Here is a 25,813-nt window from a genome sequence, read left to right as displayed (position 1 = left end):
CGGTCACCCTCGGCGACGAGCGCTCTGTGGCAGACCAGCACGACCGCGCGCCTCGCGGCATGAGGCGCATCGGCCGATGGCTATTCAAGGCAGCTTCGGACTGGAACGGCCCTCAGCTGTAGAAGTCCTCCAGGTTGACGGGCTTGTGGCACTGCCGTCACCGCCGGGGAGCGGCACTCCCATGTCCGCCGTGTCCGGCAGTGACCTTGAAACCGGATAGCCATGTCGGCCCGGCCGGTGCGATGATCGACATCTGGGTCGCTAGCTCAACTGGCTAGAGCATTCGACTGAGTAGCGCGTCCGCTCTCCGCCTGTGCGGTCACGGGGGCGCTTCCTTCTCCTTGTTGGATCGAAGGGTTCGGGGTTCGAGTCCCCGGCGACCCACTGTGCTGCGGCTGCCGGCCGCAACTGCCGGAGTCGACCGGAAGGGAGGACCACGTGCTCGAGAAGCTGATCATCCAGAAGACACTGCGTGTGCCGGCCAGCAATGGCGCGGCTGGCGATGGCACGCCGGTGGCCCGGCAACTGGACGCGGCGCTGCTCGACGTCGGGTTCTCGGCGTCGCGGGCTCTGCTGGAGCACATCGGCACCCTGGCCCCCGCGCCGGCGATGGACCTCGCCGCCACGGTCGTCTCGGCGGTGCGCGAGCTGGTAGGCGACCATGTCCAGCACAACGCCTATTTCATCGGCTTCCCGGACGACGTGCCGGACACCATCGAGTTCTGGACGGACCGGCTACGGGCGGCCGTACTCACCGGCGGGGGCACGGCGACCGACGCGCAGCTGCGGGACGCCATCGCCTCGGGTGGGGTGAACCTGCTCGACCTGCCGGCGTACGGGACCTACCAGCACACCTATGCCGAGCTGTTGGCCGCGCACGACGACCTGATCACCGCAGCCGGTGACCGGGTGACCGTGCTGCGTCTCGGCGACGCCGCCGACGTGGAGGCAGCGCGGCTGTATCTGACCCTGGCCGGTAGCTCGACGCCGCATGGCGAGGCGGACCTCGCGATCCTCAGCGAGCTCGCGGTCGCCTGCGTGGACGGCACGCAGCCGGCCGAAATCCCGGTACGGGAGAACCGTGCCGTGCTCAACGGGATCCGGCTCGTCCTCGGCCGGCCGCTGGTCGGCGTGGACACGACGACCGACGTGCTGCGCCTTGCCTGCCAGGTCTCCGGCGGGGACGCCTCGCTGGTGACACCCACGCGATTTCGTGCCTTCCGGCGCCCGGAGCGGCGGATGCTGCTCGCCGCGCTGAACAAGGTCGTCGGTGCGAGCCCGGACAAGCTCGGTGATGTCGTGCGCTACGCGGAGCGGTGGAAGCGGCTCGGGGAACGACTGCACCCGCACGAGTACGACCAGTGGCCGCACGCGCAGGAGGTGTTCGCGGTCGCGCGTGGCGAGCGGCGGGTACGCAACCTCGCCGGCCGCGCGGAGGAAGCGATCCGTGCCCGAGCCATCGGTCCGGCAGCATCGGTGCTGTCGGCTGCGCCGGGCCTGCTCCTGCGATCCGCCGACCGGCTGCTGCGGCTGGCACCGGCGTCGGAGCGAACCGCCGTGGTCGAAGCAGTCACCGGCGCGCTCGGCTCGGCGTCGGGCCGAGTGCTCCTCTCGCTGCGCGAGCATGTCGACAACCGGCTGACGCCCGCGTCCGCCCGGATGTACGCGAGCCGCTCGCGCAACGCGTGGGTCGGTCCCGACGAGCGGCCACCACTGCCGGCCGAGCTGGTGGCCGAGCTGTCGTCGCTGCTCGACGCCGAGATCAGCGCCCGGCTGCCGGAGCCGCAACGACCGCTGGTGGTGGACCCGGAGGTGCTCGACGTCGCACTGCCGCTGTCCGGCAAGGCGACCGAAAGCGGTTTCGCGGTCCTGCCGAGGGGCTCGCGGGCATTGATATCCGGTGAGCTCCTGCGCTTCTTCACCTACTGGCGCCAGACCAGTCGTCGCACCGACTACGACCTGTCGGTGCTGCTGCTCGATGACGAGTTCCACAGTGCAGGCCAGGTGTCTTGGACGAACTACCACCACAACGGCGTGGTGCATTCCGGCGACGTCACCGACGCGACGAACGGTGCGACCGAGTTCATCGACGTGCCCCTGACAGCCCCCGGGCACTATGCGGTTCCGCAGGTCAACATCTATGCGGGCGAGTCGTTCAACGAGGTCGCCGAGTCGATGTTCGGGTACCAGACCCGCACACGGGACAAGCGCGGCGTCCCATTCGACGCACGGACCGTGCGGGCGCGCTCTCACCTGCGCGGCCAGGGCCGGGTCGCGCTGCCGATGGTGTTCGCCAAGAGCGAGCGTGGCTGGCAGGCCGTGTGGCTGCACCTGTACCTGCGGGGTACGCCGTCATTCAACCGGGTGGAGGAGAACACGTTCACCACGGCCGACCGGGTACGAGCACTGATGGAGCGGCGTTACCTCACCGTGTCCTACCTTGTCGACCGTTGGCGTGCGCGGGCCGAGGTGATGACGTGGAACGGCCGGTTGCCAGACGAGCCGATCACGTTCATCGGCATCGAGGCGCCTGAGGACCTACCGGATGGCTCGGAGGCATATACTCTCGATCGACTCAGTGAGTTGATCCCTGCGTAAGCGGCGACGGCCGAGGCCATGCGGGCGCTTCCTGCTATTCCGTTCGATTCGGGAACCTCCGCGCAAGCGGAGGATCTGGTATTCAGCGCCCGCGCTCTCCTCGGCCTTCGCCGGCGAGCCACACGAATTTCCGGCCACATTCCGATCTGACCGGGGAAGCAGCGCCACGCTGCCCCGACGACGCACTCACATCGGCAGGTGCAGCCTCCCGCGTTCGTCCCATGCCTCCGTCAACTCCGCTTGCTGCAGTGAGCGTCCCCACGGCTGCCAGCACCGGGGGCGGGCATGATCAGTGGTGGTCGTTCGCGGCCTAAAAGGCGTTGACCAGCACCGTCGCGGCGTAACCGGTGGGGTCGCGTTCGGGGTCGTAGATTGCCACATGCATACCGATCGCGCGAGGCGATGCCAGCAGGGCAGCCAGCACCGTCGACAGGTCGGTGAACGACAGGCCGTTGGGGTTGCGGGAATCGACCGCCGGCATGCCGGTCTTGTCCAGGACGTCGGCGTCGACGTGGTTCCAGAAGCCGCCGATCGACATTGCGTCGAGGTCGGCGCGAGCTTGCGCGGCGGTGGTGGATGCGTCGCGCCTGCGAATCTGCTCGATGGGGTAGCTGCGGATGGCTGAAGCGTCGAAGTCCTCGGTGCGGATCAGGTCGTCGCCGGATTCGCGCTGCAGCCCGATGTGCACGACGTGCCGTTCCTCAACGTAGGGCCGCAGGCCATCGAGGTCGGTCAGCAGGTCCGGGCCGTGTCCCGTGGCCAGGCCGAGATCGTGTCCAGCAGCGGTGTAGCGGCCCGGCACGGTCGGCGGATAGCGCGGCGGCGAGTCATCGTGTCCGTCCAGGAATGCCAGACCTTAGGTCCCTCGGCGGCGCAGTGCCAGCGCCGGGCCTAGGCAGTGTCTTCAAAGGATCGTAGGCGACCGTGAAGAGCAGGTTGCGGTGCGCGACGAACACTTCAGTGGCAGGGCCCGGCCCGCCGTCCTCGCTCATGTATGGCTTTGTCTCGGTGGTTGGCCTGTCCCAACCAAAGACGCCGGGCCCCACCGATTTGCGACAGCGCTGGTTCGTGGCGCACGTCACGCAGCTGCGCTGTCACAAGCGTCGCATTGTCGGCATCTCATGGCCGAACGGTAAGCCCGAAGCGGTTTGGGACCCCATCGCCACTTCCGCTTCAAGACGAGAGTCGCCTAAAACTTCAGGGAGAAACCCGCATGAACCTCGCTTTATGGATCGTTGCCGGACTGCTCGCCGCTGCCTACCTGTTCGGCGGTGGCGGCAAGCTGATCATGCCGAAGGAGAAGATCGCCGCGTTTGGGCCTAGTGCGAAATGGGTCGAAGACTTCAGTGCCGGCACCGTGAAGGCCATCGGAGCCCTCGAGGTCCTGGCCGCGGTGGGTCTGATTCTGCCGGCCGCGGTCGACATCGCGCCGGTTCTGGTGCCGCTGGCTGCCCTCGGTCTGGTGATGATCATGGTTGGTGCGGCGATCACCCGCATCCGGCGTCACGAGTTCAAGTTCATGGTGGTGGACCTGGTCTATCTCGCCCTGGCCGGCTTCGTGGCGTGGGGGCGCTTCGGCCCCGAGTCCTTCATCGGCTGACTGGGTGCGGCGTCTGGCTCCGCCCCGAAGGGCGCGCCTCGCCGGGGCTCTTCGACGCCCATGCCACCGCAGCGACCCGGTCGAGTACTTTGCGTTCTGCGAGCGCACCGTCGGGCGACTTCGCTACACGTCCTCCGCAAGGACACCGGCATCGCCGAACGCGACGGACGCCCTGTCGCACCCGAACGACCGACCGCACCCAACGGCCCAGGGCGCACCCCGCCGCACTGGGCCGTTCCACGTCATCCCATCCTCACAGTCAGTGATTGCGATTACGCACGGCTGCTCTAGGGGTGGTCGCACAGACCCGAGTGACAGGAGGTCCGTCCAGTGGGTTGAGCTGCATCATCTTGTCCTCTGTGAGGATCTCGCCCTCGCTCGGCGCTTGGTAATCGACCGGCTGCTGTCAGGCTGCCCTACGAACAGTGCGCCGCTGATGGAATCCCCAACACGGCCGAGCGAATGGACCGCGCTCGCGACTGGATGGCCACGGAGGACGCCAACGCGCGTCATGGTCGGCAGCCATCCGTGACGGTCGACCCTCGTTGACGGCGGGAGATGAGTAAGTCGCGCCTGCGGTGGCGATGTCTAGAGTCTGCGTCGTGACTGACAATGGAGCCGACGTCGACAAGCGCGTTGCCGAGGCGTGGGCGCGGATCGAGGCTGGCCTGAGTCGCGTCCTGCCGGCTTCCCTACGGCAGCTCAATACGGCGGCCGCGGTACAGGCAATCGATGCGGTGGAGGCCGCCTTGGCCGTACCACTGCCGCAGGATTTCCGCGCTAGTCTCCGCATTCACAACGGAACCGACCCTGGCCCGACACTGCCGCCCCCTGAGCCCAGCCCGGTACCGCTGGATTACCTCTGCGACACCAACAAGATCATCGAGATGACCCGGATGTGGCGCGACAACTATCATCCGGAGCCGGACTGGGACGATCCTCAGGTCTGGGCATACCTGGTCGACCGAGGCGAACATCTCTGCCTGAACGGACCGGTGCGACCGATCATCGGTTCGCCGGGCGCAGTGATCGTGGGCGACATGAACGGCGACGTGCAGTGGCTGCTCGACTTTGATCCGGCACCGGGGGGAATGCCCGGACAGGTGGTTCGGGTCGATGTCGAATGCGCTTCGTGGGACGTGCTGGCTCCGTCCTGGACGCAGCTGCTTGTCCGCTACGCCGAGGATCTGGAACTGTTCGCGGCTGATCCTGACAACTCGCCTCTAGAGATCGATCGCTTCGTGGGACCGGCGTGCGAATGGGGCAGCACACCGTCGGACTCTTGGGGGGTGCGTCCGGCATGGCTGCAAAACCTTCAAGCTCGCAGTCCATACCCCTGATGACGGCCCCCTGTACAGCTGTCCTCACGGCCGAGTGCGCCGCCGACCGCCTGCGTGATCCTGAAGCAGCGAATGCCCTCTCATCGGCTATGACAGGGCGTTTATGGCCGGCCAGCTGCTACCTAAGGGATGTCTCGTAACTCACCGCGAACCTCAGATCACTGCACCACCGGAGCGGCCGACGAACCGGATCGCGCGCGCCGCATAGCGTTGCACCGGCGCTCTACACTCCGGCTCGTGTCGCTTCGTGATCTCCGACTGATGAATCAGCGCGGTGCGGAGTATCTGGCCGTGATGACCGCCGTGTCGGGACTCGGCGGCGCACTGGGCGCGACCACGTGGATCCGGGTCGACGTGGCGGCCGTGCCGGGCACGATCGTGTGGTGCCTCGCCTTGATGGCGGCGGTGCTCGTGACCGCCCCCGCACAACCTCCCCGGATGGGCATGCTGTGTCTGGCGTGGCTCCTGTCCGGGCTGCTCATGTTCGCCAGCGCGATGGGTTTTTACACCGCCGTCCTCGAAGCGCGCGGCGAGCGGGTCGAGGCCACCGTGACGCAGGTACGCGACGGTACCGAGAAGGGGCGCCACCTCTTCTACGCACTGGCGGATGCGGAGGGGACACGCATTCCCGGCGAGCTGGGCGCGTGGCCGGGCGCGGAGATCGGCGCGAACCACAATCCCGAAGGCGAGGTCGGCGCGCGGGTCACGGTGATACGGGATCCGGAGGGCCTGGTCGATCCCCGACTGCCGGACGACGTCGATGGTTCGGTCGCGGTGCCCATCTGGCTCGTGGTCTTCACCATGACCGCCGCGGCCTGCATGCTCGCTGGACGACCGCTGAGGGCGAGGCCCGTGGTGCGCCGTCCTCGCGAGACTTCCGAGACCGGCCGTCGAGCCCGGCGGCGACGGCGCAAGCGGCGCCTCCGTCAGTCCTGACCTCGCCAGGCGGTGTACGCGCCGTCGCCCTCCAACCGCAAGGACCGCTCCATATAGCGAGTGCAGGAGGACCGGATGCATTGTCCGGGTGGAGTTACGAGACGTCGCCTAGACGACCGAGACCTGTCGCACATGAGTGAGGCTCGCGGATGCGTGCGGGCGGTACGGGCTGCTCGTGCGGTTCCTGGCCTACACCGGGCTGCGATGGGGTGAGGCATCCGCGCTGCGGGTGTCGCGGCTGGATCTGCTGCGGCGTCGGGTGACCGTGGCGGTCGCCTTCCCCGAAGTCGGCGGGGAACTGGTCGAGGGGACGCCGAAGAACCACCAGCGCCGGTCAGTGCCCATCCCGCGCTTCCTCGTCGACGAACTGGCCGCGCACGTCGCCGCTAAGCGCCGGGACGCGCTGGTATTCACCGCGCCGAACGGCGGACCACTGCGCAACACCAACTTCCGGTCGCGGGTCTTCGCCCCCAGCGGCAGCGTCGGTCGGGCTGGCCGGGCTGACTCCCCACGATCTTCGGCACACGGCGGCGAGTCTGGCTGTGGCAGCCGGTGCCAACGTCAAGGCGGTGCAGCGGATGCTCGGGCAGGCCTCGGCGTCGATGACGCTGGACGCGTACGCGGGGCTGTTCGGTGCCGACCTGGACGCCGTTGCCAACCGGCTGGACGAGGTGGTCGCGGGCGCCGGATGCGGACTATTTGCGGACTGCCACGGCCGGCGGCAGCGTGGCCGACCTCGGGAAACGGCGAAGCCCAGGCGTTGACCTGCTTCTGTACCGAGCGGCCTGACGGAATCGAACCGTCGACCTACGCATTACGAGATCAAGTTGCCCACCCTGGCCTACCTGGCACCAGGGCATTTGGCCTGCCAAAACTGCTCTCGGCATCTCTCAATGTCAGTGGGCGACGTTCGGTCTCATGAGGACGGGATGAGGACTGCCGCAGTGGGCCCTTTGATCCGTAGGAGGGTCCAAGGTTCGCCCGTCACCCACTCGCCTCGATGGCAGGTCTGCGCCGATGTTCTCGTGAGGGCGCTCGGTTGCACCTCACTGGGGTCAAGCGGGGTCACGTCACCCGGGGCACGTCGACAATCGACGAGGGCGACCAGGTCGAAGACGACCAGGCCGACGACGACCACCGGCCGCGCCGAGGTCGTCTCGCTCGATGCTCGTCGCGCTCGCCGCGTCGCCTGATAGCCGCCTCGCCCGCACAGGCCCTTGGCACCTCGCCGGGGGCCTTCTGCGTGCCCGGGTTACACGCCGAGGAGTCAGCCCGTGTCCGCCCGACCCCGTCGCCTCTCAACCGACCGTGGTGGTCTGGCGCGTTGCAGTTACGATCACGGCCCTCCTGTGCTGTCTGATTGGGGTGTGGCCGTGGAATGGGTACTTCCGATCCTGTGGGTGGCGATCTTCGTCCTCTTCTACTTGACCGAGGGCAGAACCACCGTACGGGAGTGGCGGCTGCGGCTCTCCGGTCAGACCGTTAACGGCAGGGTTACCAGCGTTAGGCGGTCGGTCGGTCGTTATGGCCCGGTCACGAGGGGCAGCGTCATGTACTCATCCCCGCAGGGCACGCACACGATCACCGGCCACATTGCCCCGGACGCCGAAGTCGGGCAGGACTTCCTGGTGCGTTACCTTCCAGGAAACCCCGAAGTGGCAGTCATGTCCGAGGGCGTCATCATGCTCATTGTCAAGACCATCGGGGTCATAGCCGTCACCGCGATCCTCATAGCCATTGCAGTTGCCTTCGCGCTGGGCGGCTGAACTCGTCATTCGGACCGCATTGGTCTCGGCTGGTTAGCGGATCTCCTCGTCGGGCAGTCGCAGACCGTCCAGCCTCCCCGGGCGGGGACAAGGTGGAGCGCCCTACGGACGAACGACTTGGCCCCGGCTGTCATCCGCTGCTGTCACCGGGGGCGGGTTCGACCGTCGGGGTCGGCGGCGGGCGCTGGAACCGCTGCGGGTGATGGGACTCGGTCGTCTCCGCGCGCTGCCGAAGTCCTGGTAGCCCATGATGTGCACTTTCTGCGACGGGTTCAGGGCATACGGTATCGCCTTGCCGGTCTCGGCGAACCCGAGCTTGCGGTAGAACCCCCGGGCCCGGGGATTGTCCTCGTGGACGCCCAGGGTCAGCCATCCGGCGTCGGTGTGATCGCGGGCGAAGCGGATCGCCGCAGCCATCAGCGCAGCGGCGGGTCCAGCCGGGCCGCGGTGCGCCGGGCTGACGTAGACCGCGTAGACGTGGGCGTGGCCGGAACTTCGGCAAGCGGCGCGGCGGCAGCCATCCCGACCCAATCGCCCGCCTCGGCGGTGGCGACGAATGTCGCTGACGAGGCGGAGCCGGTTTCGCGGGCCGCCTCCTGCTGCCAGACGGCATCGCTGAAGGCGGTCGCCTCGGCGAGTGGCGTGCTGAACGCGGTCGGTGAGTCCTGGAGTGCCTCCAGCCGGATGGCCCTCAACTGCCGCCATTCCCCGGCGGCTATGCGGCGTATATGGTGGATCATGAAATGCGATTCTCGTTGTGGCGGAGCTCAGCTGTTCGGTGATGCTGTCTGCTACAGAGCCCCTTCCCGGGGCTCTTCGGGCGTGAAGCCAGACGCGGTGCCTGGTCAGCCGCGGCTATTCCGCCACCGGTATTCATCGCAGGGTGAGCGGAGTCTCGGATTCGACGCGAGTCAGCTTCTCCGGGTTGCGGACGTAGTAGAGGCCGGTGACGGGCACGGCGGACAGCGAGCAGAACGAGAGCCGTGATGCCTGCGAGGGCCACCGTGGCGGCGCCAGAGGCAAGCAGCGCGCCGCCGGCACCTACCATTTCGACGAGCGGACCGCCCACCGCAGCGCCGATGGGCGCCACGCCCGTCGTGATCGCGCCCCGCGCCGCCAGGACCGCGGGCAGGTCGTCCGGGTCGGTAGCGTTCTGGAACAGGGCGAGGCTGAAGGCGACGAACGGTCCATAGACGAAGCCGCCGAATGCGAAGAGCAACAGGGCGGGCGCCGCCGCGTCGAGGAAGCCGAACGGGACCAGCACGGCGCCCCAGCCGGCGACGACGGCGACGACGAACGGCCACTGCCGGGTGACGCGCAGGGCCCCGCCGAGCAGGCCGCCGAGGACGGCGCCGACCCCGAAGACCGTCCAAAACGTGCCGAGCAGACCCGCTGACCCGCGCAGTTCGCCAGTGATGTAGATCGGGAGCGCCACCTCGACGGGGCCGTAGAGGAAAAAGAAGGCCGCGGTGACGCCGAGCAGTCCGGCGAGGTGCGGGCGCCGGGCGAGGAGCCGGAAGCCGGCGGATAACTGGGGCCGTCGGGGTGCCGCTTCCGCTGGTGGGGTGCGGACGCGGAGCACCTGAAATCCGAGGAAGGCGAATGTGAGCGCGTCGACGCCAAGCACAACGGCGGCGTGGACATTCGCGACGAGGATGCCCGCCAAGGCGGGGCCGATGATGACACTGACCTGTTGGGCGGTGCTCAGCAGTGAGTTGGCGGGCAGGCGTCGCTCCACGGTGAACATCCGGCTGACCAGGGTGTAGATGCCTGCGTTCCCCCAAGCGGCCAGGACGGATGAGATAGCCAGGAGCGTGACGTAGCCGGCCACGTCGAGCTTGCCCGCGAGGTGGAGGGCCGTGACGGCACCCAAGGCCACGGCGCGCAGGGTCGCGTTTAAGCTCACCAGCCTCCGGGCGTCGACGCGACTTAGCCACGGCGCGAGCAGGACCGCGCCGGCCGCGGCGGGAAGGGTGTACGCCGCAACGGCCGCCCCGATAACGAGCCCTTCCCTGCCGGGTGGTGAGAGCGTGAGCGCCACCCACGCCAGCGCCACCACCGCCAGGCCGTCGCCGAGGAAGGAGATGAGCGCGGCAGTCGACAGCCGCCGGAAGCCAGGATAGCCCAGGACGGTGCGGTAGCCCTCCGGCATTAGGCGATGAGACAGGATCATCGGCGTACTCTCGAACATCAACCCGGGTTGAGGTCAATATGGCGAGTGTCAGCGCTCACGATCATCACCGTAGGCAACGGGTGTCCGGGTCAAAGCGGATCTCTCGTCGGGCAGTCGTAGACCGTCCAGCCTCCCCCGGACGGGGCAAGGTGGAGCGCCCTACCGGACGTACGACCCTGTCCCGGTCCGGAGAGGCTGGTAGCCCGTGTGGTGCTCGGCGAGGGGATCCGCCCGCTGACCTCTAAGGATTGTCGGGATTCGGGGCGGAGCCCCGAGATCTTCAGGAGTCTTGTTTCCCGTCAGCGTGGCCGGCCGGGCCGGCCGATGCCGGCCGGAGGCCGCCAGCAGGCCGGGGCCGGGCCGGCGCGGCCCGCTTTGCGGGCCGCCTTGATCCTCAAGAGATCAATGCGGCAGTGCGCGGGCCTCGGCGGTATCCTCCGTCGACTGATGCGCGACATTCGTCCGCCAACTGATCTGCGACACCTCAGCGCGCTGATCGCGGCAAGAGCGAACACGTGCGACGGTTCCCAACGCTTTTGGCAGGATGACGATCATGTCATGGACGCAGCGGGTCATCGAGGCGGCCGGCGCGCGGCCGGAGCCGCGTGACATCGACTGGAAGCCGGTCGAGGCCGAGCTGGGTACGACCCTGCCGCCCGACTACCGCGAGCTGTGGTCGCTGCTCGGCGGCGGTTACTACTCTGGATTCCTGTGGCTCCTGCGGCCGCGCAGTGACGCGGCGACGGAGGGCCTGTTCTACTCCTGGCGGTGGGACCGGGTATTCCATCCGGAATATGCGGGCCTCTACGCGCCGTATGACCTGTACGGCGGTCCCGGGCGGCCGGGTCTGCTCGGCTGGGGTCGCGATCAAACCGAGGGTGAGTATTACTGGCTCGCGGACGCGGAGACCGATCCGGCGGCGTGGCCGGTGGTCGCCCGCACGGACGGCGCCGAACCGTGGCACCGATACGACATGAGCATGTCGGAGTTCATCTACCACATGCTCACGGATCACGACTTCAAGCCATTCACGGTGGCCGCCACGACAGCGAGCCCATTCCTGCTGCCCGAGGGCGTGCAGATCACCACAGTGGAGGAGTGGAACGCGTGGGCGAACCGTACCGACGGAAGTCCCACACCATTACCGTCTCGACGCGAGCCCGGCCGGGAGACGACGGACTCACATCGGCATGACCGCGCGGATCGCGGCAGATTAGGATGCGGTCAGTCAGACGTGAAGTCCACTGCGTGCGCGCCGGCTCGTCCTTTCCACACGGTCGATGTCTACCCCAGATTGACTGGTCACGTGCCAACCTCGACGCCGCTTTCGGCGTGGTCAACAAGTGGGTTCTCGCGAACCGAACCGGTTGTGCTCATTTCTGCGCGGTCAGCGGTTCGGGTGTTACTCGTGGGGGGTGCTTGTCATCGCAGGCCGGGCGCTTCCGTGTGGTCCGGGGGACGGGCGCTCCCGCACAGTCGTGATGGCCAGGATGGCGCCTACGGCGCATAGTGCGGCAGTCCAACCTAAGGTGGCGGCGCTGGTGGTGTGGTCGGCTAGGGCGCCGGCCAGCCAGGGGCCGGCTATCTGGCCGGCGGCGAAGATGATGGTGAAAGCCGACAGCGTGCCGGTCAGCTCTTTGGGTGTCGTGGTGGCGCGGACCAGGGCGGTGACGGCGGCCGGAACGGCCATGAACGTCGCGCCGTAGGTGATGGCGGAGACGATCACGATCGCAGGGACGGGCGCGAGTAGCGCCAGCGCGGCGGCGCCGGCTATGCCTGTCAGCAGCACGCCGAGGGTGCGGCCGCCCGGCCACTGCCTGATTGGGCGTTGCCACAGGGTCGGGGCGGCGATCACTGCGAGGCCGAGCAGGACCCAGGTGACAGTGGTCTGCACGGTTGAGGCGTGCCGGTCGGCCAGGTATGCCGATAGGAAGGTGATGTAGGCGATGTAGCCGGCGGCGAACAGTAGGTAGACGATCGCGACCGGCCATAGTCGACGAACCGGGGTCGCCGGCCGGTCGGCGCCGGCGATGGGGGCCGGCCCGGCGGCGGTCCAGCTCAGCGCTGCGGCCAGGGCGGCGGCGGCTGCGAGGATCGCCCAGGCCAGCGGCCAGCGCTGCGGATGCTGGTCCAGCAGGGGAGGGACTACGGCGGCGCTGAGCACGATGCCGGCGCCGGTGCCGGCAAAGTAGACCGCGGTCGGGGCGAGGACGGCCCCGGCGATGAACACCAGGGCTCCGCCGAACCCGGCCACCGCCCGGCCGGCGAGCAACGCGGGATAGTGGGCGCTGGTGGCGGTCGCTGCCAGGGAAACCGCGCACAGCACCATGCCGAGCCGGAACGTTGCCGCGACCCCGAGTCTTCGGGCCAGCGCGGCGGTGGCCACCGCCCCGGCCAGGTAGCCGAGCCCGTTCGCCGTGGTCATTGTGCCGGCCCGGGCGAGATCCCAGCTCAGTCGCTCAGCCATGGCCGGCAGAACCAGCCCGTAGGCGAAGCGTCCCAGTCCGAGCGCCGAGGCCGTCCCCAGCGCGAGGCGCGCCGACCGCCATACCGGCGCGGCGTCCGCGCCGGGGGCAGGCCGGCGGGCCGGCCCGGTCAAGCGGGTGTCCGCAGGTGCCGGTCGAGGAAGTCGACGACCGTGCGGGCCAGCGCCACCCGGTGGTCGGACAGTGCGTGGTCGGCCGGGAAGACCCGCTGTTCCAGCCGGTCGACCGGATGGGCACGATAGGCCTCGACCAGCGGCCAGTGATACACATCGGCCGGGGTGACCGGGTCGTGGCTGGTCCCGATCAGCAGCACCGCCCGGTCCGTCAGCTTGGGCGCGAGCCCGGCCAGCCGCCACGACGGCCCGGCCGCCTCCATCTCGGCGACGAGCGCCTCACCGCTGGTGCCCCGCAGTGGGCCCAGCTCACCGCCCCACGACGTGACGTATTCCGCCCGGGCCGCCGGGTCGCCGGCCATGGTCACCGCTGCGGCGCCGAAGTCGAACGCGGACACCGAGGCGACCGCACGAACCGCCGAGTCGCCGGCTGCGGTCATCAGCGCCGCGAACCCGCCGGCGCTGTGCCCGACGACGGCCAGCCGCCCCGGGTCCAGCCGATGGGCGGCGACCAGGGAATCCGCGCGGACCGCGGCCACCGCGCGGGCGGCATCGTTGAGCACGTTGCCCCACGACCAGGACCCGCCCATACCCCACGAGCCGCGATAGTGGAACACCAACGATGCGTACCCTGCCCGGCGCAGCGCCTGGGCGAGGTCGAAGTTGCGCTCGTTGCCTGGGAAACCGTGCAGTAGCACGACGATCGGATGCGGCCCATCCCCGGCCGGCAGGTGCAGGACCCCCAGCAGCGTCTGGCCCCCGCTGGCGAACGTCACCGCCGGCGTGCTCGCCGGGGTGCCGCCAGCCAGGGCATCAGCGCTCGGCGGATCGGTCGCAAGAAAGTCGGCCGTCATAAACACTCCTCAGATGGAACCGCTCGGTTCGATGTTCGATAAGCTAGCAGACACTTCGAACCGAGCGGTACCATCTGCTTCATGCCTGTTGCCAAGGGCGCGACCCTGGATCCCGCCCAGACCCGCGCCAGCATCCTCCGAGCCGCCACCGGTCTGCTCTACCAGCGCGGTCTCGACGGCATCGGCGTGGCCGAGCTCTGCGCCACGATGGGAGTGTCGAAGGAGACTCTTTACCGCCACTTCGGCTCCAAGGAGGGCCTGGTGCGGGCAGTCCTGGAGGCCCGCAGCCAGCGCATCATGGCCTGGGTGCTCAAGGCCGTGACTGCGGCCGGCGACGAGCCTTACGCCCAGCTGGCCGCGGTCTTCGACGCCTTGGCCCAGTGGCACGAGGAGCCCACCTTCCGGGGTTGCGGCATCCTCAACGCGGCCACCCAGCAACACGAGGGCCCGGCCCGCCTCGTGGCCCACCACCACCTCGACCGCCAGCTAGATGTCCTCACCGACATAGCCCGCAGGGCAGGTGTCTCAAACGCCACCCACCTTGCCAAGCAGTTCCTGGCCCTACGAGTGGGCGCCACGGTCCTGGCCGACCATCACGCCGACACCGAGGCCGCCCTCCTGGCCAAACAGGCAGCCCTGGCCCTGCTCCGCTCTGCCATTACAACCCCAGCGCCCGCCCCGCGACCGTAGATCACGTTCCGTGCAGCCCACAGCCGAGCGCATGTACGGACCCGTGCAGTGCGCCGGGATCTCGAGGTAGCCGTGCCAGATGCACAACGAGCGCGTGCCTGGAGATCTGGTCCGGCAAGCGTCGACTGCCGAAGAGGTCTCCAGCCTGAAGGGCCTGGTCAGGACGTTGCCCGTGGGATCGGTGTCTCAGATGACGGAACCGCGGCGAACTCCAGCACGCTCACCCACGACGCTCCACATCGATCTACGCCGTACCTGCAGCCGCGGCGTAAGGTGACGATGGATCGTGAGCTGCCGACCCAGTGCCTCGGCTGGCACCGCGCTGGCTCCGGACGCCGCATCAGTCGATTGGGCCCGCTCACGAACGCGGCACATTGCCAGCGACAAATGAGTTCACCGAAGTCGGAGCAGCCCACGTTTGGCCATGTAGGCTCGCAGCGTCTCGGCATCCTCGGCGGACATCAACCGGCGTGGGATCACGGTCGCCGGCATCCGGCCGACGTACACGATCCAGAACTCAGGGGTATCCCTTACCTGGGCGACCCCGTCCCAGGCGATGCCGCCGGACTCCGAGCCGCTGCGCATCATGATGTTGTCATCGGTGATGTCGTAGGCGCCCTCGACAGCGTAGCGACTGGAGCGGCGCCGGGCGCGCAACCGCACCCACGGCCAGTACAGCATCGACAGCAGGCCACCCACGACCATCGCCATCCACAGCGACGAAATCTGCTCACCCCACGCGAACCCCCACGAGACGGCCAAACCGATCGCCCCGACCGCCGCCAGCACCGCGCCGATATAGCCGTACATGCGCAGCCGATCACTGCCGAGCGCAGCGGCCACGCGGCCCGGGTAGGCGGGATCGGCTGGGACGTCAAAACGGATGTGCACACCAGAACGATAGTGCGCCCACCGCCCCTGGCAGTGCCTGACTCCCGCCCCCTCCCCGACAGCAGATGTACGGCACTTCGGAAGGCGGCCCGCCGCTGCCGAAGCCGATGTTCACGAGAACGGGAGGCGTCCCGTTCCTACAGGCGTGGCTTGTAGGGCCCGGCCCCGTAGGTGAGGGTCGGGCCCGGGCCGGTGGGTTGATGGGTCCGCGAGCCTTGATCGCTGCCGAGTCTGTTGATTTGCTGGCCGACATGACTGAGCTCGGACCCGTCGCCTGGCCGCCTGAGCCGATCCGGACCGAGAGGCTCGTGCTCCGTGAGTCCGAGGCCCGGGACCGTTCGGCGTTCATCGAGCTGCTGGCGTCGCCAGAGGTGCACACCTACCTCGGCGGCCCCCGGCCGCGTGACGAGCTTGAGCGCGAGATGCCCGGGGTGCCCGAGCGGTGGCCCGGGAGTTTCGTCGTTGATCTCGACGGGGCGATGATCGGCCAGATCCTGCTCAGGAGAGCAACGGGGCACCGTCGCCCGGCTGCCGCGGGGAAGGCCGATCTCGGTTACCTGTTTTTGCCGCGGGCGCGGGGATTCGGGTACGCCGCCGAGGCGTGCGCGGCGGCACTCGACTGGTTCGACGGCGTTCTTCCCGGCGAGCCGGTGGTGCTCAGCACCCAAACCGCCAACGTCGGCTCGATGCGCCTCGCGGCAAAGTTGGGGTTCACCGAGGTAGAGCGGTTCCAGGCCTGGGACGCCGAGCAATGGCTCGGCCTGCGGTCCCCGGTCACGCCGTGTGCTTGAGCTCGTGCTCGACAGCACTGCTAGGACGCAGGCGCAGCGCTGTTGAAAATCATGAACATCTCACCAGGCGGACACGGCCGAACGCCTCCCGAAACGCCGTCGGAGCGCTGTCCGTTCTCGTGGACGAAGCCAGACGGTCTGGGGCGCGGTGTGGTCAGACTGCCGTTGTGAGTGGGCGTCCGCCCAGCGGATGCCTTTCTCGCTGCGGGTGGCGCGTTCGCGGGGCTGGGCTGCGAGAACGTCGGGGTGACGGGCGTTGGCGTTGCGCCAGCGCAGGTAGGCGTGCAGGCCCCGGGTCTGGACGGTGTGGTTGCGGTGGTGGGAGTTGGCGATCGTGAACAGCGTGTTCTTGGCGCCCTTCTTCCTGCGGTTGACGCCCCACAGGGAGTCGTCCCCGCCAGCACGCCCCCAGCGGCAGAAGAGGTCGCCGCAGTCGTCAGTACAGCCACCGATCGAGAACCGCTGGCCAGAAGTGGGTTTCGTGATTGCCGACGTCGCCGTATGCGGGCGGATCGAGGTGCGTGATCCGTTGCAACAAGTCGGCGAGCTCGGCGAGTGCGACGTCCTCTATCGCCTCGTCCTCGTCCCAAGTCTGGATCGCCGTCGAACTCGCGAGCCATGTGCCGACCAGATGCAGCGAGCACAGCCAGTGGTTGATCGACGAGTTGACGAACCTGAAGCGTCCGCTGGACGACTCCAGCTCCGACACCAGCCCGGTCTCCGGCTCCGCAAGGTATGTGCAACCGGACTGGTACAGGCCGACCCTGGTCCCGGCGAGGCGGTACCTCCCATCCTGGGGCTCCGCCGCGAACAGGGTCGTGTCGACCACGCTTTCCAGCAGTGGCACACCGCACGAAGTCAACGCCGCCTTCTGCTTCCCAGGGAGGCGCCACCCGGCCAGGTCCGATGCCCCAGCGCGGATGACTCGTCCAGCTCCAGCCCACGCCTCAAGCGATTCGAAGTCAGGAGGGCTCGGGAGATCGCCTGCTGCCACGATCGAGAGGCTAGCCGACGCACCGTCTCGAAGATGTCAGCCGTGGCCTGGGGGCCACTGAGATCCACCTCGATTGCCGCAGTTCTTGCCCCGTGTTTGGCGGCCCGGTCGCTAAGTTGCGTCACGGCGTCGGGATCTGCTCCCCAAGGCATCCTCGCGTGGTACGGGGTCCAGTACGTGAACCCGACATCCCAACCGGTCTGAGCCAGCTTCAGCACCACCGATGCAGCGATGCCAGCGCTGCGGCCGGCACCGGTCACCAGGGCGACGGGTCGATGCTGTTGATCCGTGCCATCCATGAGCGCCATCGGCGGTCGCACCCCCTCGACGCGCCATCCTTGCCGCCGAGCCGCAGACCGTCACCGCAATTGCTCCGCTAGAACGGCGGAGCCGGCCGCACATCGCCGCAGCGTCAAGCATCAACCGAGGCCGCAGTGTCAAGCATTTCCCGTGACGGGACAGCAACTGCCCGACGAGGAGATCCCCACCAACAGGCACGCTGACTACAGCTCACCTGCTGCGGCCACCAGCACGACTGGCAGATCCGCATCCCACTGACCGACGCCGACACAGACGCTGCGATCTTCAAAGCGCCAGGCAGACACGGACGGCACAAAGTTCGAGAGGACGCCGGCAAGCGCCGGAACCGTCTCCCCCTGCATCGCGCGATCAAGGACCGGACTCAGATCAACACTTCCCGCCGGCCCCCACACTCCGCCAAGTACCTCCGTGAGCCCCAGGCAGTCTTGTGAGAACTGGTCCCACACCTCGTTGGCCTGCGACCGGTCCTCCCAGAAAGCCCCACTGCTGCTGAGGTGCAGGACCAGGTAACCAGGTCCGCCATCCTTCGACACAGCGGCGTCGGCGCCCGGTAGCGGTGCGTTCCTCAGTTCGAGCACCCGCTCCAAGCAGTCAGTGAGATCCACGGTCCTGCACTGTAGGTGTTCCTGCGGCAGTCGCCTCAGCACCCAGCCGGCACGCCATTGATGGGCCATTCTTGGGGAGGATGAGCGGGCACGAAACGCAACCCAGTCACCTGGCGCGACCTGGCGTATCGGGCATCACGACCGCTTGAGCACGCTCTTCCAAACTCGAACTTCCGGCGACCGCCTGCCGCACCGGCTACGCCGGCTTGCCACCGGGCAGCAGGCGCCAGATGCCGACGGGGAGAGCGACTCGGCGCAGCGCCGCCTACGCTGCCGCGATGAACGCGGAGAGGGTCTGGCGGGTGTACCACCGCGGCGAGCTGGTCGGTGAGGTCGATGAGCGAGAGTTCGACTTCCCTTGGATCGAGGTCGCTTTCGGCCCGAGCCGGCTTTCCAATTGCTGCGACCGATCTTCGCGTCATGGATCGACGCCGTGAACTCCGGGGATGGTGAGGCTATGCGCCGAGCAAACGAGGCGATCTAACCTGCCGTGACGATGACCTACCCGGACGGGCGCGAGGTGCCGTCGTTCATTCTGGTCATCGAGGGGGCGTGTGAGCAGCTCTGCCCAGAGGCGTTCGAGGTGTGCCGTTGCTGGCCGGTAATGACCTGGTGGCAGTCGGCGGCTTGTTTGGTGAGGTATTTGGTGATGTAGCCGACGCACCGGTCGGCGTCCTTGGTGCCGGCGAGGACGCCCTTGGCGTCGACTGGCTGCCGAAGCGGACGACGTGCACGGGTTGGGCGTCGGGGTCGGCGTCGACCTGGTCCAGGGCGTCATCCCACGACGGGAGCAGCTGGCCGGTGTCCGGGTCGGTAGCCGGCGGAGTCGGCGTCTTACCGCGGGGCGTTGCCTGGTTCGTAGACGAGCTGGTCGACGGAGGGCCGCCACACCTGGTGGTAGGTGGCGGGGCGATCTGCCGGACCAGGGTGCGGGGGATGGTGCCTCGGATGGCGAAGTGCGCGTGTGGGGCGAGACGGCGTTGCGGTTCGACGGCCCCGGCGTACTGGACGTTCCAGCCGACCGCGCGGCGCAGGTTCTGCCAGAACCGATCAAGCAGCCGAGGAAAGTGCACCGCATCCCACGCCGCCCCCCGATAGTCGTCGCTGTCGGGGTCGACCGGAGTTCCGTCGGAGTGCACCCGGCCGTAGGAGCCGAGGGTGAGGAACATCGACGGCCGGAACACCTGCCCGCCGTTCCCTTGGTAGGAGCGGCCGACTGTGCGGTTCTCCACCGGGAGGCGGGCAGGTCCGGGGCGTCCTGCCGCCGTTTGGTCGACCGGACCCGCCGCTTGCCGTCGCTGTCTTCCTGGTCGTCGGTGGCGCGCGGGGGTGCGGGTCGGCCGCGGAGTCCTTCGGTGGTGATCTGGGCTTACAGTTCCGCGATGGCGTCGTCCAGGTCGGTGACCTGGTCCCACTGCGAGGCGCGGGCGGCTTCGTCGCGGGCGAACTCCAGATGGGCACGGGCGACGATGAGGCCGCGTTGCGCGTCGGTGGCCGCCTCGGGCCGGGGTCGGGTTCGTCGTCGCGGTGCCAGCCCTCGCGGATCTGCTGCTGGCGTAGCCGGCGGGCGCGGGTGGCGCAGGCCGGGCACTTGGCTTCCTGGGTGGCGCCGCACGCGCATGTCGATGACCTCAGTAAGGCCGGAGTCGAGGTCGGTGCGGCGAAGCTGACGGGCCGGTTGCAGACGCCGTAGTCGGCGGCCAGGTCGGCCACGACGTCGACGGAGCGGGGCATGAGCATCCGGGCGGCTCGGGAGCCCGGCCGGGGCGAAGCGTCGGTGGTGGCCGGGGCGAGGCCGGGCAACGTTGGAGCGTTGGTTACGGGGCCACCTCCCTCGCGGCCTTGATGGCAGCATTCCTGCCGTGGAGGAGGGAACGTTCGTCAACGTCGTTCGTCGAGGGGGTGGCCCGTATGCCTGCCCGTGCTGCGGTTACCTGACGCTGGACGAGCGAGGCATGTACGAGATCTGCCCGGTGTGTTTTTGGGAGGACGACGGGCAGGACGATCAAGACGCCGGCCGTATCCGGGGTGGGCCGAACAGGAACCTGAGCTTGACGCAGGGCCGACGCAACTTCGCCGAGTTCGGAGCGTCGGACAGAAGGCGTCTCGCGCGTGTGCGCCCGCCCCGGGACGACGAGCACCCGCTGGCCTGACGCGATTGCAACTGTCACCGGGTCATCTCGCCGACGAGCGGGGTGCCGTTGCGTCGGGCGAACGCGGCCGGCGAGACCGGGGCGACTGGCGCTGGCCGGGCCGGCTCGACCTGCGCCGGGGCGACGGGCGCCGGGTTCACCGGGCCGGGGCGGGTCCAGTGATGGGTGGGGCGGGGAGCAGCCACCTGACCAGCCATCCGCGATCTTGTTCCAATCCCCAGGCCGCTCCCGGCCGCGTGGCGCGCCCAGGAGATGCGGCGACCGCTAAGGGCGGCTGGGCGCAACCCTTCCGGCGATCGTTGCCGCTGCCTCCGGAGCCCAGCGATTCAACCAATGGACGATCCGCGTCCGGTCGTACAGCTCCAGATCACCGTAGGGCTCACACCTCAGCCAGCCGGAGTGCAGCAGCCCGATGGTGGTCAACGGCGCGTTGTCAGGCCCGAGCAGTTCCAGCCACAAGTCTGGCCAACACATCAAGGCCACGACGGCGGTGTCGGGCCGCAGCATCAGCGCTGCTCGCAGCTGGATCAGCGCGTCGGTCCCATGCTGATCAGCGAGGACTGGTGGACGGTCACGTCGCTTGCGAGCTAGTTGGCCCGGGCCGCCCGAGTGGTACACGCGTACTCGAGTCGTTCCGTCCAAGGTCTCCGCCACTGCAATAACAAGATTGCCGACCACGCCGTCATTCTTGCCGCTCGCAGACGCTAATACTCCAGCCGGGGATCGTGATCACGGCTGGACGAGGGCGTGCCAGGGCGTATCACTGTCACGGGCGAGGCTTGGTGGCAGCGATGGCCGTGTATTCAGAGAAGATTTCGCCGAGGATGCGTTGCGCGTTCGTGAATTCTTCTGCGTCCTCGGGATCTTCGAAGGTGTAGGAGCAGGTGGCGAGGGTTTTCCAGAGGGCCCAGCCACGTCCGCGCGCCCACGTCGCATCATCCACCGACAGCCGCTTGCGAAATGCCTCCCGGCTGTCAGCGGTCAGCAACGTCCAGGCAATCGCCAGATCGCACGCCGGGTCACCGACGCCGCATGTCCCGAAATCAATGACGGCCGCCAACTGGCCGTCAGCAAGGAGAAGGTTTCCCTGGGCGATGTCCCCATGGAACCAGCGGTCTACACCGTCCCAGCAGGCGTCGAGTGCCCTCGTCCAGATCTCGCGCACCAGCTCGGCATCGACGTGGCCGTCCAACTCCGCGAGCGCACGCTCAACTTTCTTGTCGTAGGTGCGCAGGGTGCCGCCCCGGAACCAGTTGTGGACACCTGGCTGCGGACCGCCAGCGGCGTCGACGCTCTGCAAGGCCGCTAGGAACTCGGCCAGGTCGATCGCGAATCGCACTGGGTCGGCGATGCGGCCCACGCTCGCAGGCTCGCCGTCGCGCCACCGGTAGATCGACCACGGATAGGGGTAGCCCGCATCTGGCTTGCCTTTCGCCACCGGGGCGGGGATGGGCAGCGGCAGCCGAGCGGCGAGGGCCGGCAGCCACCGATGTTCCTTGTCGACCGCCAAGGCGTACTCGGCAGCGGTGGGCAGACGCACCAGCCTTTCGGGGCCGAGGTGGAAGGTCCAGTTGTCCCAGCCGCCGTTGGCTACCGGCTCAATCGGGAGGTCGGCCAAGTGCGGGAACTGGTCAGCGATGAGCCGACGCACCTGTTCCGCGTCGACGGTGATGCGCTGCGGCAGGGGACCAAGATCCGGAACATGACTCACTGAACCGTCCTCGTCTGACCATCGAGGTTGAGCGCGATGTGGTGCGCGAGCGAAAGCAGCCACCGGTGATCATGGACGGCTGTGTGGACTGACCATGACGCAGCGGTGGCTGCCGGATACAGGGTAGACGCCCAGCGATGGAGTGTGTTGTTCGACGACTTGATGTTGACCATCGGAGAGCGCTTCCGCGGGCCGGAACCCCGACGGCGCATGGGCGACTTGGTCCGGGGCCTGCTGGCGCCGCTACCGCGTAAGAACTGCTGGACGATCGCCGAGCACGCCGGCGACGCCGGTCCGGACGGGATGCAGGATCTGCTGAACAGGGTGAAGTGGGATGACGCCGCGGTGCGTGCCGACGTCCGCGAGTTCATCGGCCGGCAGCTCGGTGACGTTGAGGCGGTGCTGATCATCGACGAAACCGGTGACCTGAAGAAGGGCCGGCACACCGTCGGCGTCCAGCGGCAGTACTCCGGCACGGCTGGCAAGATTGAGAACTGCCAGCTCGCCGTGCACTTGGTCTACGCCACCGAGACAGCTCACGCAATGCTGGACACGGCCCTCTACCTGCCGAATCTTGGTGCGACGACCCGCAGCGCCGCGCCGAGGCTGGTGTCCCCGAGCAGGTGCGCTTCGCTACCAAGCCACAGCTGGCAGCCCGGCTGATCGAAGCTGCGGTCACCGGCGGGCTGCCGTGTCGCTGGGCGGCCGGCGACGAGGCATACGGCAACGATCCGCGTCTGGCCGCCCGGCTTCGCGCGCTGCGGGTGGGTTACGTCCTGGCCGTGGCCCGCTCACATCAGGTAAGCACCGGCCTCGGCGTCTACCGCGTCGAAGGCTGGCCGCAGGGCTTCCCGCCGCCGCGTGGCAGCGCATGTCCGCTGGCCGAGGCGCGAAGGGTTATCGCTACTACGACTGGTCCTTGGTCGCCCTGCCCCGCGCCACCGACAGCCACGGCGGGCTCCACTGGCTGCTCATCCGCCGCAACTGCAGCACCGGCGAGCTGGCCTTCTACGCCACTCGTTCAACGTGCTGATCATCGAACCTGCCCGCCGCCACAGCGACGCGCTGCTCTGGTCCGTCCGCCGACGCCGCCACCAAGCCCCCGCCATGAAAAGCCACTACGCCCGTCAAGCACTCATCGAGCCGTGATCACGATCCCCGGCAGGAGTACTAACGGCAGAACGACCATGTCAAGCGCCTGGTGGGACGCGTGTCAAGCCTGTCCCGTGGCGGCACGTGCGGAGCGGCGTATGTGATCCGACAACAGATCCGCGGCACATGTCCGCCAACTGATGTGCGCAGATCCAACGAGCTAGGGGCGGCAGGTTCGACGCCTACGAAACGTCCTGTCATGTCGAGATCAGTGCGCCTGGCGTCAGCCACCCTACGGATCATCGCCCTGATCACAGCGCTATTCACGAGAGTCAACGCCTCGATGAAGTGCGGCGCGTGTCGCTCGTCCGGTCGCCCGCGCACTATCAGGGCGGCTGGGTTCGCCGCAGAGATGCTGGCAAGTCCGGTGCGTTTCACCCGAGCTTCATCCCCGCCGATGCCGCCCTCCGGCGTGAGACGTAGGGCAGGAGTCGGGCGCTGAGGATCCGCTGATCCCCAGCGCCCTGCCCGAGAAGCTGCTCGGCGATCCGGGACGGCTACTCGCAGCCCAGGGCCTGTCCGTACTCGGCGGGCGGCTTTCCGGCGGCCACCTCGTCGGCGGTCTTCCAGAACACCTCCGGCCAGTCACCGTCATCGTTCATCTGGTGTAGCACCTTCCACTTGTGGCTGCTGCGCAACGCGTCACCGGCCCGCTGGACGGCGGCGGCGTCGCCGGCCTTCTTCGCGCGCAGCCATTCGGCAATCCATCCGCAGCCAACCCGGCTGGTCACCGCGACGCCGAACTGGTAGGCGTCGTTGGTGCCGACGTCGTTCAGCGCGGCGGTGTCGAAGCCCGGGGGAAGGGGCACGTCGGCGAGCACCTTGGCCGCCTGCTCCTCCACCCGCCCCGGCGTGACGATCTCCGCCGGGAGGGCGGCCAGCCACGTACGGGCGTCGACTTGGACCACGTCGGCGAGAACCTGATCGAACTCGGCACGCGTCCAGACGCCCCCGGTACGCAGTTCGACGAAGGAACCGTCGCGAGGCCGGAGCATGGCCGCGAAGTCGCTCGCGCTGTACCGGAACAGGTCGCCCGGCCGGCCGTCGACCTTCACCGCCTCCGGCTTGCTGACCTGGAGCCGGTCCTTGTGGTAGCCGTCGTACTGGTCGGCCGGGTACCAGTTCATCTCCAAGTGCCGTCCGCCGTTGCTGAAGGCGATGGTGCCGATCTTCTCGGCGAATCCGTGGACGGTGGTCGCCTTCCAGCCAGGTTGATCAATCAGCAGCCGCGGGTTCTGCTCGGCCGCCTTCAGCGCCATCGCCGAGTAGGAGATGGTTCTCGTCCCCTCGGAGGTGGTCGCCGGGGACGCCTGGCGGCCGCCCGGCTGATCGACATTCAGGATCGAGACGGCCAGGACACCGGCGAGAACGGCAGCCGCGACGCCCGGGCCAGCGAGGCTTCTCACCACGCCGCGGCGCGCCCGGCGGCGCCTCTCCGGCGGTTCGGCGACGCGATCGAGGGTCGGCACGGACATGATCTCCTCCAGGAGGTTCTGTGCAGCCCCGTCGAGGTGCCTGATGACATCCGGTCGGTAAGGGTCGGCGTCTCGGACCACTCGGTCGAGGTGCTCGTCGGTCATCTGCCCTCCTTGGGGGTGCGTACGGCCATGACGTCGAGTACATGTCCGGGCGGGCCGAGATCGTCACAGACGAGATCTCGCAACCGGGCCCGGGCACGCGACAGCCGGGTACGGACCGCAGCCGAGCTCACGCGCAGGACCGCGGCGACCTCGCGCGGCTCCAGCCCCTCCCAGAAGGTCAGCATCAACACCTCCCGGTCCAACTCACCCAGCCGGGCCAGCGCGGCGTGGACCGCGAGCCGTTCGGGCACGTCGCTGCCCGGGTCGACGCCGAAGGCGACCCTGAGCCGTTGCCGCAACCGTTCGCCCAGCCGATTGCGGCGCACTCCGGCGCGGTGATGATTGGCCAGCACCCGCCGGGCCACGCCGTACAGCCACAGCCGAACCTCGGCCTCGGGCGGCATGTCACGGCTGCGCCGCCAGGCGACGAGGAACGTCTCGGCGACCACGTCGGCCGCGTCTTCGGGCTGCTCGACGCGCCGCATGGCGTACGCCAGCAGCGGCTCAAAGTTGACCGCGTAAACGCGTCGGAAGCGGTCCTCGTGCTCAGTCCCGGAGCTCACGTCTACTCCATGTCCGGTCGAGCGCCCATCGTGACAAGCCCGTTCCAGGAATCGCCGTGCTCGCCAGGCCGGCCTCGACCACCAGCGTCCTGGCCGCAACCCGAACTCGACCGACTGCTGGCATCCACTGGTCCAGGCGGCCCAAACCCTCGGTGCCGGCGACGATCCTGACTAGTGACGCGGCCCGGCGATGTCACGAGCGACGTGAACAGTAACTGACGCCACCGCCCGTCGTGCTTCATCGCCGGCCGTGCGTCGGGCCGAGGTCAGATGCGCACCTCTGATGCCGGCCGCGCATCAGGCGCACGGATCTAGCCGCGATGAGCTCGCTACGGAACGCTACGCGAGTGGGGTTGCCCGGCTTCCGGACAAGTAGTCCCCGTTGACTCTGTCGTGACGCCCGTGCCGTGCGTGAAAATCGGGGGTGGTCGCCCGCCGACGTCGTGCTTGCTTGGTGCTTCGAGCTCGTCAAGTAGTCTGACGCTGGAAGTGTGAT

Annotated in this window: 23 protein-coding genes, 1 tRNA gene and 3 pseudogenes; 12 read left to right on the top strand and 15 right to left on the bottom strand. The window is 68.4% G+C overall.

The window, feature by feature from the left end; genetic code table 11:
- Positions 1 to 255 precede the first annotated feature (255 nt).
- Together NCC78_RS06890 and NCC78_RS06885 are read left to right on the top strand one after the other, a co-directional pair.
- Positions 256 to 384, top strand: a tRNA-OTHER gene (locus NCC78_RS06890).
- A 54-nt stretch (positions 385 to 438) separates the two neighbouring features.
- Positions 439 to 2,598: a TerD family protein gene (locus tag NCC78_RS06885; protein ID WP_250792503.1), complete on the top strand. Its 2,160-nt coding sequence runs from the start codon at positions 439 to 441 to the stop codon at positions 2,596 to 2,598.
- 310 nt (positions 2,599 to 2,908) lie between these two features.
- Here NCC78_RS06885 and NCC78_RS06880 read toward each other — a convergent pair whose 3' ends face one another.
- Complete coding sequence (locus NCC78_RS06880) at positions 2,909 to 3,400, bottom strand: arginase family protein (RefSeq protein ID WP_250792501.1); 492 nt, start codon at positions 3,398 to 3,400, stop codon at positions 2,909 to 2,911.
- A gap of 411 nt (positions 3,401 to 3,811) precedes the next feature.
- On the opposite strand from NCC78_RS06880, the gene NCC78_RS06875 reads away from it, so the two are divergent.
- The 5 genes from NCC78_RS06875 to NCC78_RS06855 all read left to right on the top strand — a co-directional run bounded on the left by NCC78_RS06875 (position 3,812) and on the right by NCC78_RS06855 (position 8,240).
- Entirely contained in the window at positions 3,812 to 4,198 is a 387-nt protein-coding gene (locus NCC78_RS06875) for a DoxX family protein (RefSeq protein WP_250792500.1), read from the top strand.
- Between the two features lie 602 nt (positions 4,199 to 4,800).
- Positions 4,801 to 5,538, top strand: a complete 738-nt coding sequence (locus NCC78_RS06870) for an SMI1/KNR4 family protein (protein ID WP_250792498.1) — start codon at positions 4,801 to 4,803, stop codon at positions 5,536 to 5,538.
- A gap of 237 nt (positions 5,539 to 5,775) precedes the next feature.
- Positions 5,776 to 6,474: a hypothetical protein gene (locus NCC78_RS06865; RefSeq protein ID WP_250792496.1), complete on the top strand. Its 699-nt coding sequence runs from the start codon at positions 5,776 to 5,778 to the stop codon at positions 6,472 to 6,474.
- A gap of 542 nt (positions 6,475 to 7,016) precedes the next feature.
- Positions 7,017 to 7,238: a hypothetical protein gene (locus NCC78_RS06860; protein ID WP_250792494.1), complete on the top strand. Its 222-nt coding sequence runs from the start codon at positions 7,017 to 7,019 to the stop codon at positions 7,236 to 7,238.
- A 636-nt stretch (positions 7,239 to 7,874) separates the two neighbouring features.
- Complete coding sequence (locus tag NCC78_RS06855; RefSeq protein WP_250792492.1) at positions 7,875 to 8,240, top strand: DUF3592 domain-containing protein; 366 nt, start codon at positions 7,875 to 7,877, stop codon at positions 8,238 to 8,240.
- A 102-nt stretch (positions 8,241 to 8,342) separates the two neighbouring features.
- Here the strand turns inward: NCC78_RS06855 and NCC78_RS06850 are convergent, their stop codons facing one another.
- The 3 genes from NCC78_RS06850 to NCC78_RS06840 are packed head-to-tail and all read right to left on the bottom strand — an operon-like array spanning position 8,343 to position 10,431.
- On the bottom strand, positions 8,343 to 8,771 hold the full coding sequence (locus NCC78_RS06850) for a GNAT family N-acetyltransferase (RefSeq protein WP_250792490.1): 429 nt from the start codon (positions 8,769 to 8,771) through the stop codon (positions 8,343 to 8,345).
- Positions 8,657 to 8,935 (bottom strand): hypothetical protein, encoded by a 279-nt coding sequence (locus tag NCC78_RS06845; protein ID WP_250792513.1) that lies wholly within the window; start codon positions 8,933 to 8,935, stop codon positions 8,657 to 8,659. Before NCC78_RS06845 ends, NCC78_RS06850 begins: the two co-directional genes overlap by 115 nt.
- A 41-nt stretch (positions 8,936 to 8,976) precedes the next feature.
- Entirely contained in the window at positions 8,977 to 10,431 is a 1,455-nt protein-coding gene (locus NCC78_RS06840) for an MFS transporter (protein ID WP_250792488.1), read from the bottom strand.
- Positions 10,432 to 10,957: 526 nt separating this feature from the next.
- Between NCC78_RS06840 and NCC78_RS06835 the strand changes: the two genes are divergently transcribed.
- Positions 10,958 to 11,923: an SMI1/KNR4 family protein gene (locus tag NCC78_RS06835; protein ID WP_250792486.1), complete on the top strand. Its 966-nt coding sequence runs from the start codon at positions 10,958 to 10,960 to the stop codon at positions 11,921 to 11,923.
- On the opposite strand, the gene NCC78_RS06830 is transcribed toward NCC78_RS06835, so the two are convergent.
- Complete coding sequence (locus NCC78_RS06830) at positions 11,816 to 13,012, bottom strand: YbfB/YjiJ family MFS transporter (RefSeq protein ID WP_284706260.1); 1,197 nt, start codon at positions 13,010 to 13,012, stop codon at positions 11,816 to 11,818. The two genes, NCC78_RS06835 and NCC78_RS06830, sit on opposite strands and share 108 nt — an antisense overlap.
- On the bottom strand, positions 13,009 to 13,866 hold the full coding sequence (locus NCC78_RS06825) for an alpha/beta hydrolase family protein (RefSeq protein ID WP_250792482.1): 858 nt from the start codon (positions 13,864 to 13,866) through the stop codon (positions 13,009 to 13,011). The genes NCC78_RS06830 and NCC78_RS06825 overlap by 4 nt, the downstream gene beginning before the upstream one ends.
- A gap of 81 nt (positions 13,867 to 13,947) precedes the next feature.
- Between NCC78_RS06825 and NCC78_RS06820 the strand changes: the two genes are divergently transcribed.
- Positions 13,948 to 14,556: a TetR/AcrR family transcriptional regulator gene (locus tag NCC78_RS06820; protein ID WP_250792480.1), complete on the top strand. Its 609-nt coding sequence runs from the start codon at positions 13,948 to 13,950 to the stop codon at positions 14,554 to 14,556.
- Positions 14,557 to 14,949: 393 nt separating this feature from the next.
- Here NCC78_RS06820 and NCC78_RS06815 read toward each other — a convergent pair whose 3' ends face one another.
- The gene (locus NCC78_RS06815; RefSeq protein ID WP_250792478.1) at positions 14,950 to 15,447 is read right to left on the bottom strand and encodes a YcxB family protein; all 498 of its coding nucleotides are present in this window, start codon (positions 15,445 to 15,447) and stop codon (positions 14,950 to 14,952) included.
- A 215-nt stretch (positions 15,448 to 15,662) separates the two neighbouring features.
- Here NCC78_RS06815 and NCC78_RS06810 point away from each other — a divergent pair, with 215 nt between their 5' ends.
- A complete protein-coding gene (locus NCC78_RS06810) occupies positions 15,663 to 16,238 on the top strand; it encodes a GNAT family N-acetyltransferase (protein ID WP_250792476.1) in 576 nt (191 codons plus the stop codon).
- 154 nt (positions 16,239 to 16,392) lie between these two features.
- On the opposite strand, the pseudogene NCC78_RS32195 reads toward NCC78_RS06810, so the two are convergent.
- The 4 genes and pseudogenes from NCC78_RS32195 to NCC78_RS06795 all read right to left on the bottom strand — a co-directional run.
- A pseudogene (locus NCC78_RS32195) lies at positions 16,393 to 16,634 on the bottom strand (hypothetical protein); the annotation flags it as partial.
- Between the two features lie 40 nt (positions 16,635 to 16,674).
- Entirely contained in the window at positions 16,675 to 17,232 is a 558-nt protein-coding gene (locus NCC78_RS06805) for an SUKH-4 family immunity protein (protein ID WP_250792475.1), read from the bottom strand.
- A gap of 503 nt (positions 17,233 to 17,735) precedes the next feature.
- Complete coding sequence (locus NCC78_RS06800; protein ID WP_250792473.1) at positions 17,736 to 18,158, bottom strand: hypothetical protein; 423 nt, start codon at positions 18,156 to 18,158, stop codon at positions 17,736 to 17,738.
- A gap of 501 nt (positions 18,159 to 18,659) precedes the next feature.
- Positions 18,660 to 19,892 (bottom strand): annotated as a pseudogene (locus NCC78_RS06795) (replication initiator).
- 128 nt (positions 19,893 to 20,020) lie between these two features.
- Between NCC78_RS06795 and NCC78_RS06790 the strand changes: the two are divergent.
- Positions 20,021 to 20,311, top strand: coding sequence for a CPCC family cysteine-rich protein (locus NCC78_RS06790; RefSeq protein ID WP_250792471.1), 291 nt, complete (start codon positions 20,021 to 20,023; stop codon positions 20,309 to 20,311).
- Positions 20,312 to 20,325: 14 nt separating this feature from the next.
- On the opposite strand, the gene NCC78_RS06785 is transcribed toward NCC78_RS06790, so the two are convergent.
- Positions 20,326 to 20,508 carry a hypothetical protein gene (locus NCC78_RS06785; protein ID WP_250792469.1) on the bottom strand — a complete coding sequence of 61 codons (183 nt, stop codon included), beginning with the start codon at positions 20,506 to 20,508 and terminating at the stop codon, positions 20,326 to 20,328.
- Positions 20,509 to 21,077: 569 nt separating this feature from the next.
- Positions 21,078 to 22,022 (bottom strand): aminoglycoside phosphotransferase family protein, encoded by a 945-nt coding sequence (locus NCC78_RS06780; RefSeq protein ID WP_250792467.1) that lies wholly within the window; start codon positions 22,020 to 22,022, stop codon positions 21,078 to 21,080.
- Between the two features lie 162 nt (positions 22,023 to 22,184).
- On the opposite strand from NCC78_RS06780, the pseudogene NCC78_RS32190 reads away from it, so the two are divergent.
- Positions 22,185 to 23,034, top strand: a pseudogene (locus NCC78_RS32190) (IS701 family transposase); the annotation flags it as partial.
- 637 nt (positions 23,035 to 23,671) lie between these two features.
- On the opposite strand, the gene NCC78_RS06765 reads toward NCC78_RS32190, so the two are convergent.
- Both NCC78_RS06765 and NCC78_RS06760 read right to left on the bottom strand, forming a co-directional pair.
- Positions 23,672 to 24,754: a hypothetical protein gene (locus NCC78_RS06765; RefSeq protein ID WP_250792462.1), complete on the bottom strand. Its 1,083-nt coding sequence runs from the start codon at positions 24,752 to 24,754 to the stop codon at positions 23,672 to 23,674.
- Entirely contained in the window at positions 24,751 to 25,317 is a 567-nt protein-coding gene (locus NCC78_RS06760) for an RNA polymerase sigma factor (protein WP_250792460.1), read from the bottom strand. The genes NCC78_RS06765 and NCC78_RS06760 overlap by 4 nt, the downstream gene beginning before the upstream one ends.
- Positions 25,318 to 25,813 lie beyond the last annotated feature (496 nt).

The sequence above is a fragment of the Micromonospora phytophila genome (assembly GCF_023656545.1).
GTDB lineage: Bacteria > Actinomycetota > Actinomycetes > Mycobacteriales > Micromonosporaceae > Micromonospora > Micromonospora phytophila.
Note: the sequence above shows the minus strand (reverse complement) of the source record. Positions and strands in the feature narration are given on the sequence as shown.

Coding starts and splice junctions, on each gene's coding strand:
- NCC78_RS06875 (WP_250792500.1), top strand. CDS start 3,812: ATGAACCTCGCTTTATGGATCGTTGCCGGACTGCTCGCCGCTGCCTAC.
- NCC78_RS06840 (WP_250792488.1), bottom strand. CDS start 10,431: ATGTTCGAGAGTACGCCGATGATCCTGTCTCATCGCCTAATGCCGGAG.
- NCC78_RS06835 (WP_250792486.1), top strand. CDS start 10,958: ATGACGATCATGTCATGGACGCAGCGGGTCATCGAGGCGGCCGGCGCG.
- NCC78_RS06825 (WP_250792482.1), bottom strand. CDS start 13,866: ATGACGGCCGACTTTCTTGCGACCGATCCGCCGAGCGCTGATGCCCTG.
- NCC78_RS06820 (WP_250792480.1), top strand. CDS start 13,948: ATGCCTGTTGCCAAGGGCGCGACCCTGGATCCCGCCCAGACCCGCGCC.
- NCC78_RS06785 (WP_250792469.1), bottom strand. CDS start 20,508: ATGGCTGGTCAGGTGGCTGCTCCCCGCCCCACCCATCACTGGACCCGC.
- NCC78_RS06765 (WP_250792462.1), bottom strand. CDS start 24,754: ATGACCGACGAGCACCTCGACCGAGTGGTCCGAGACGCCGACCCTTAC.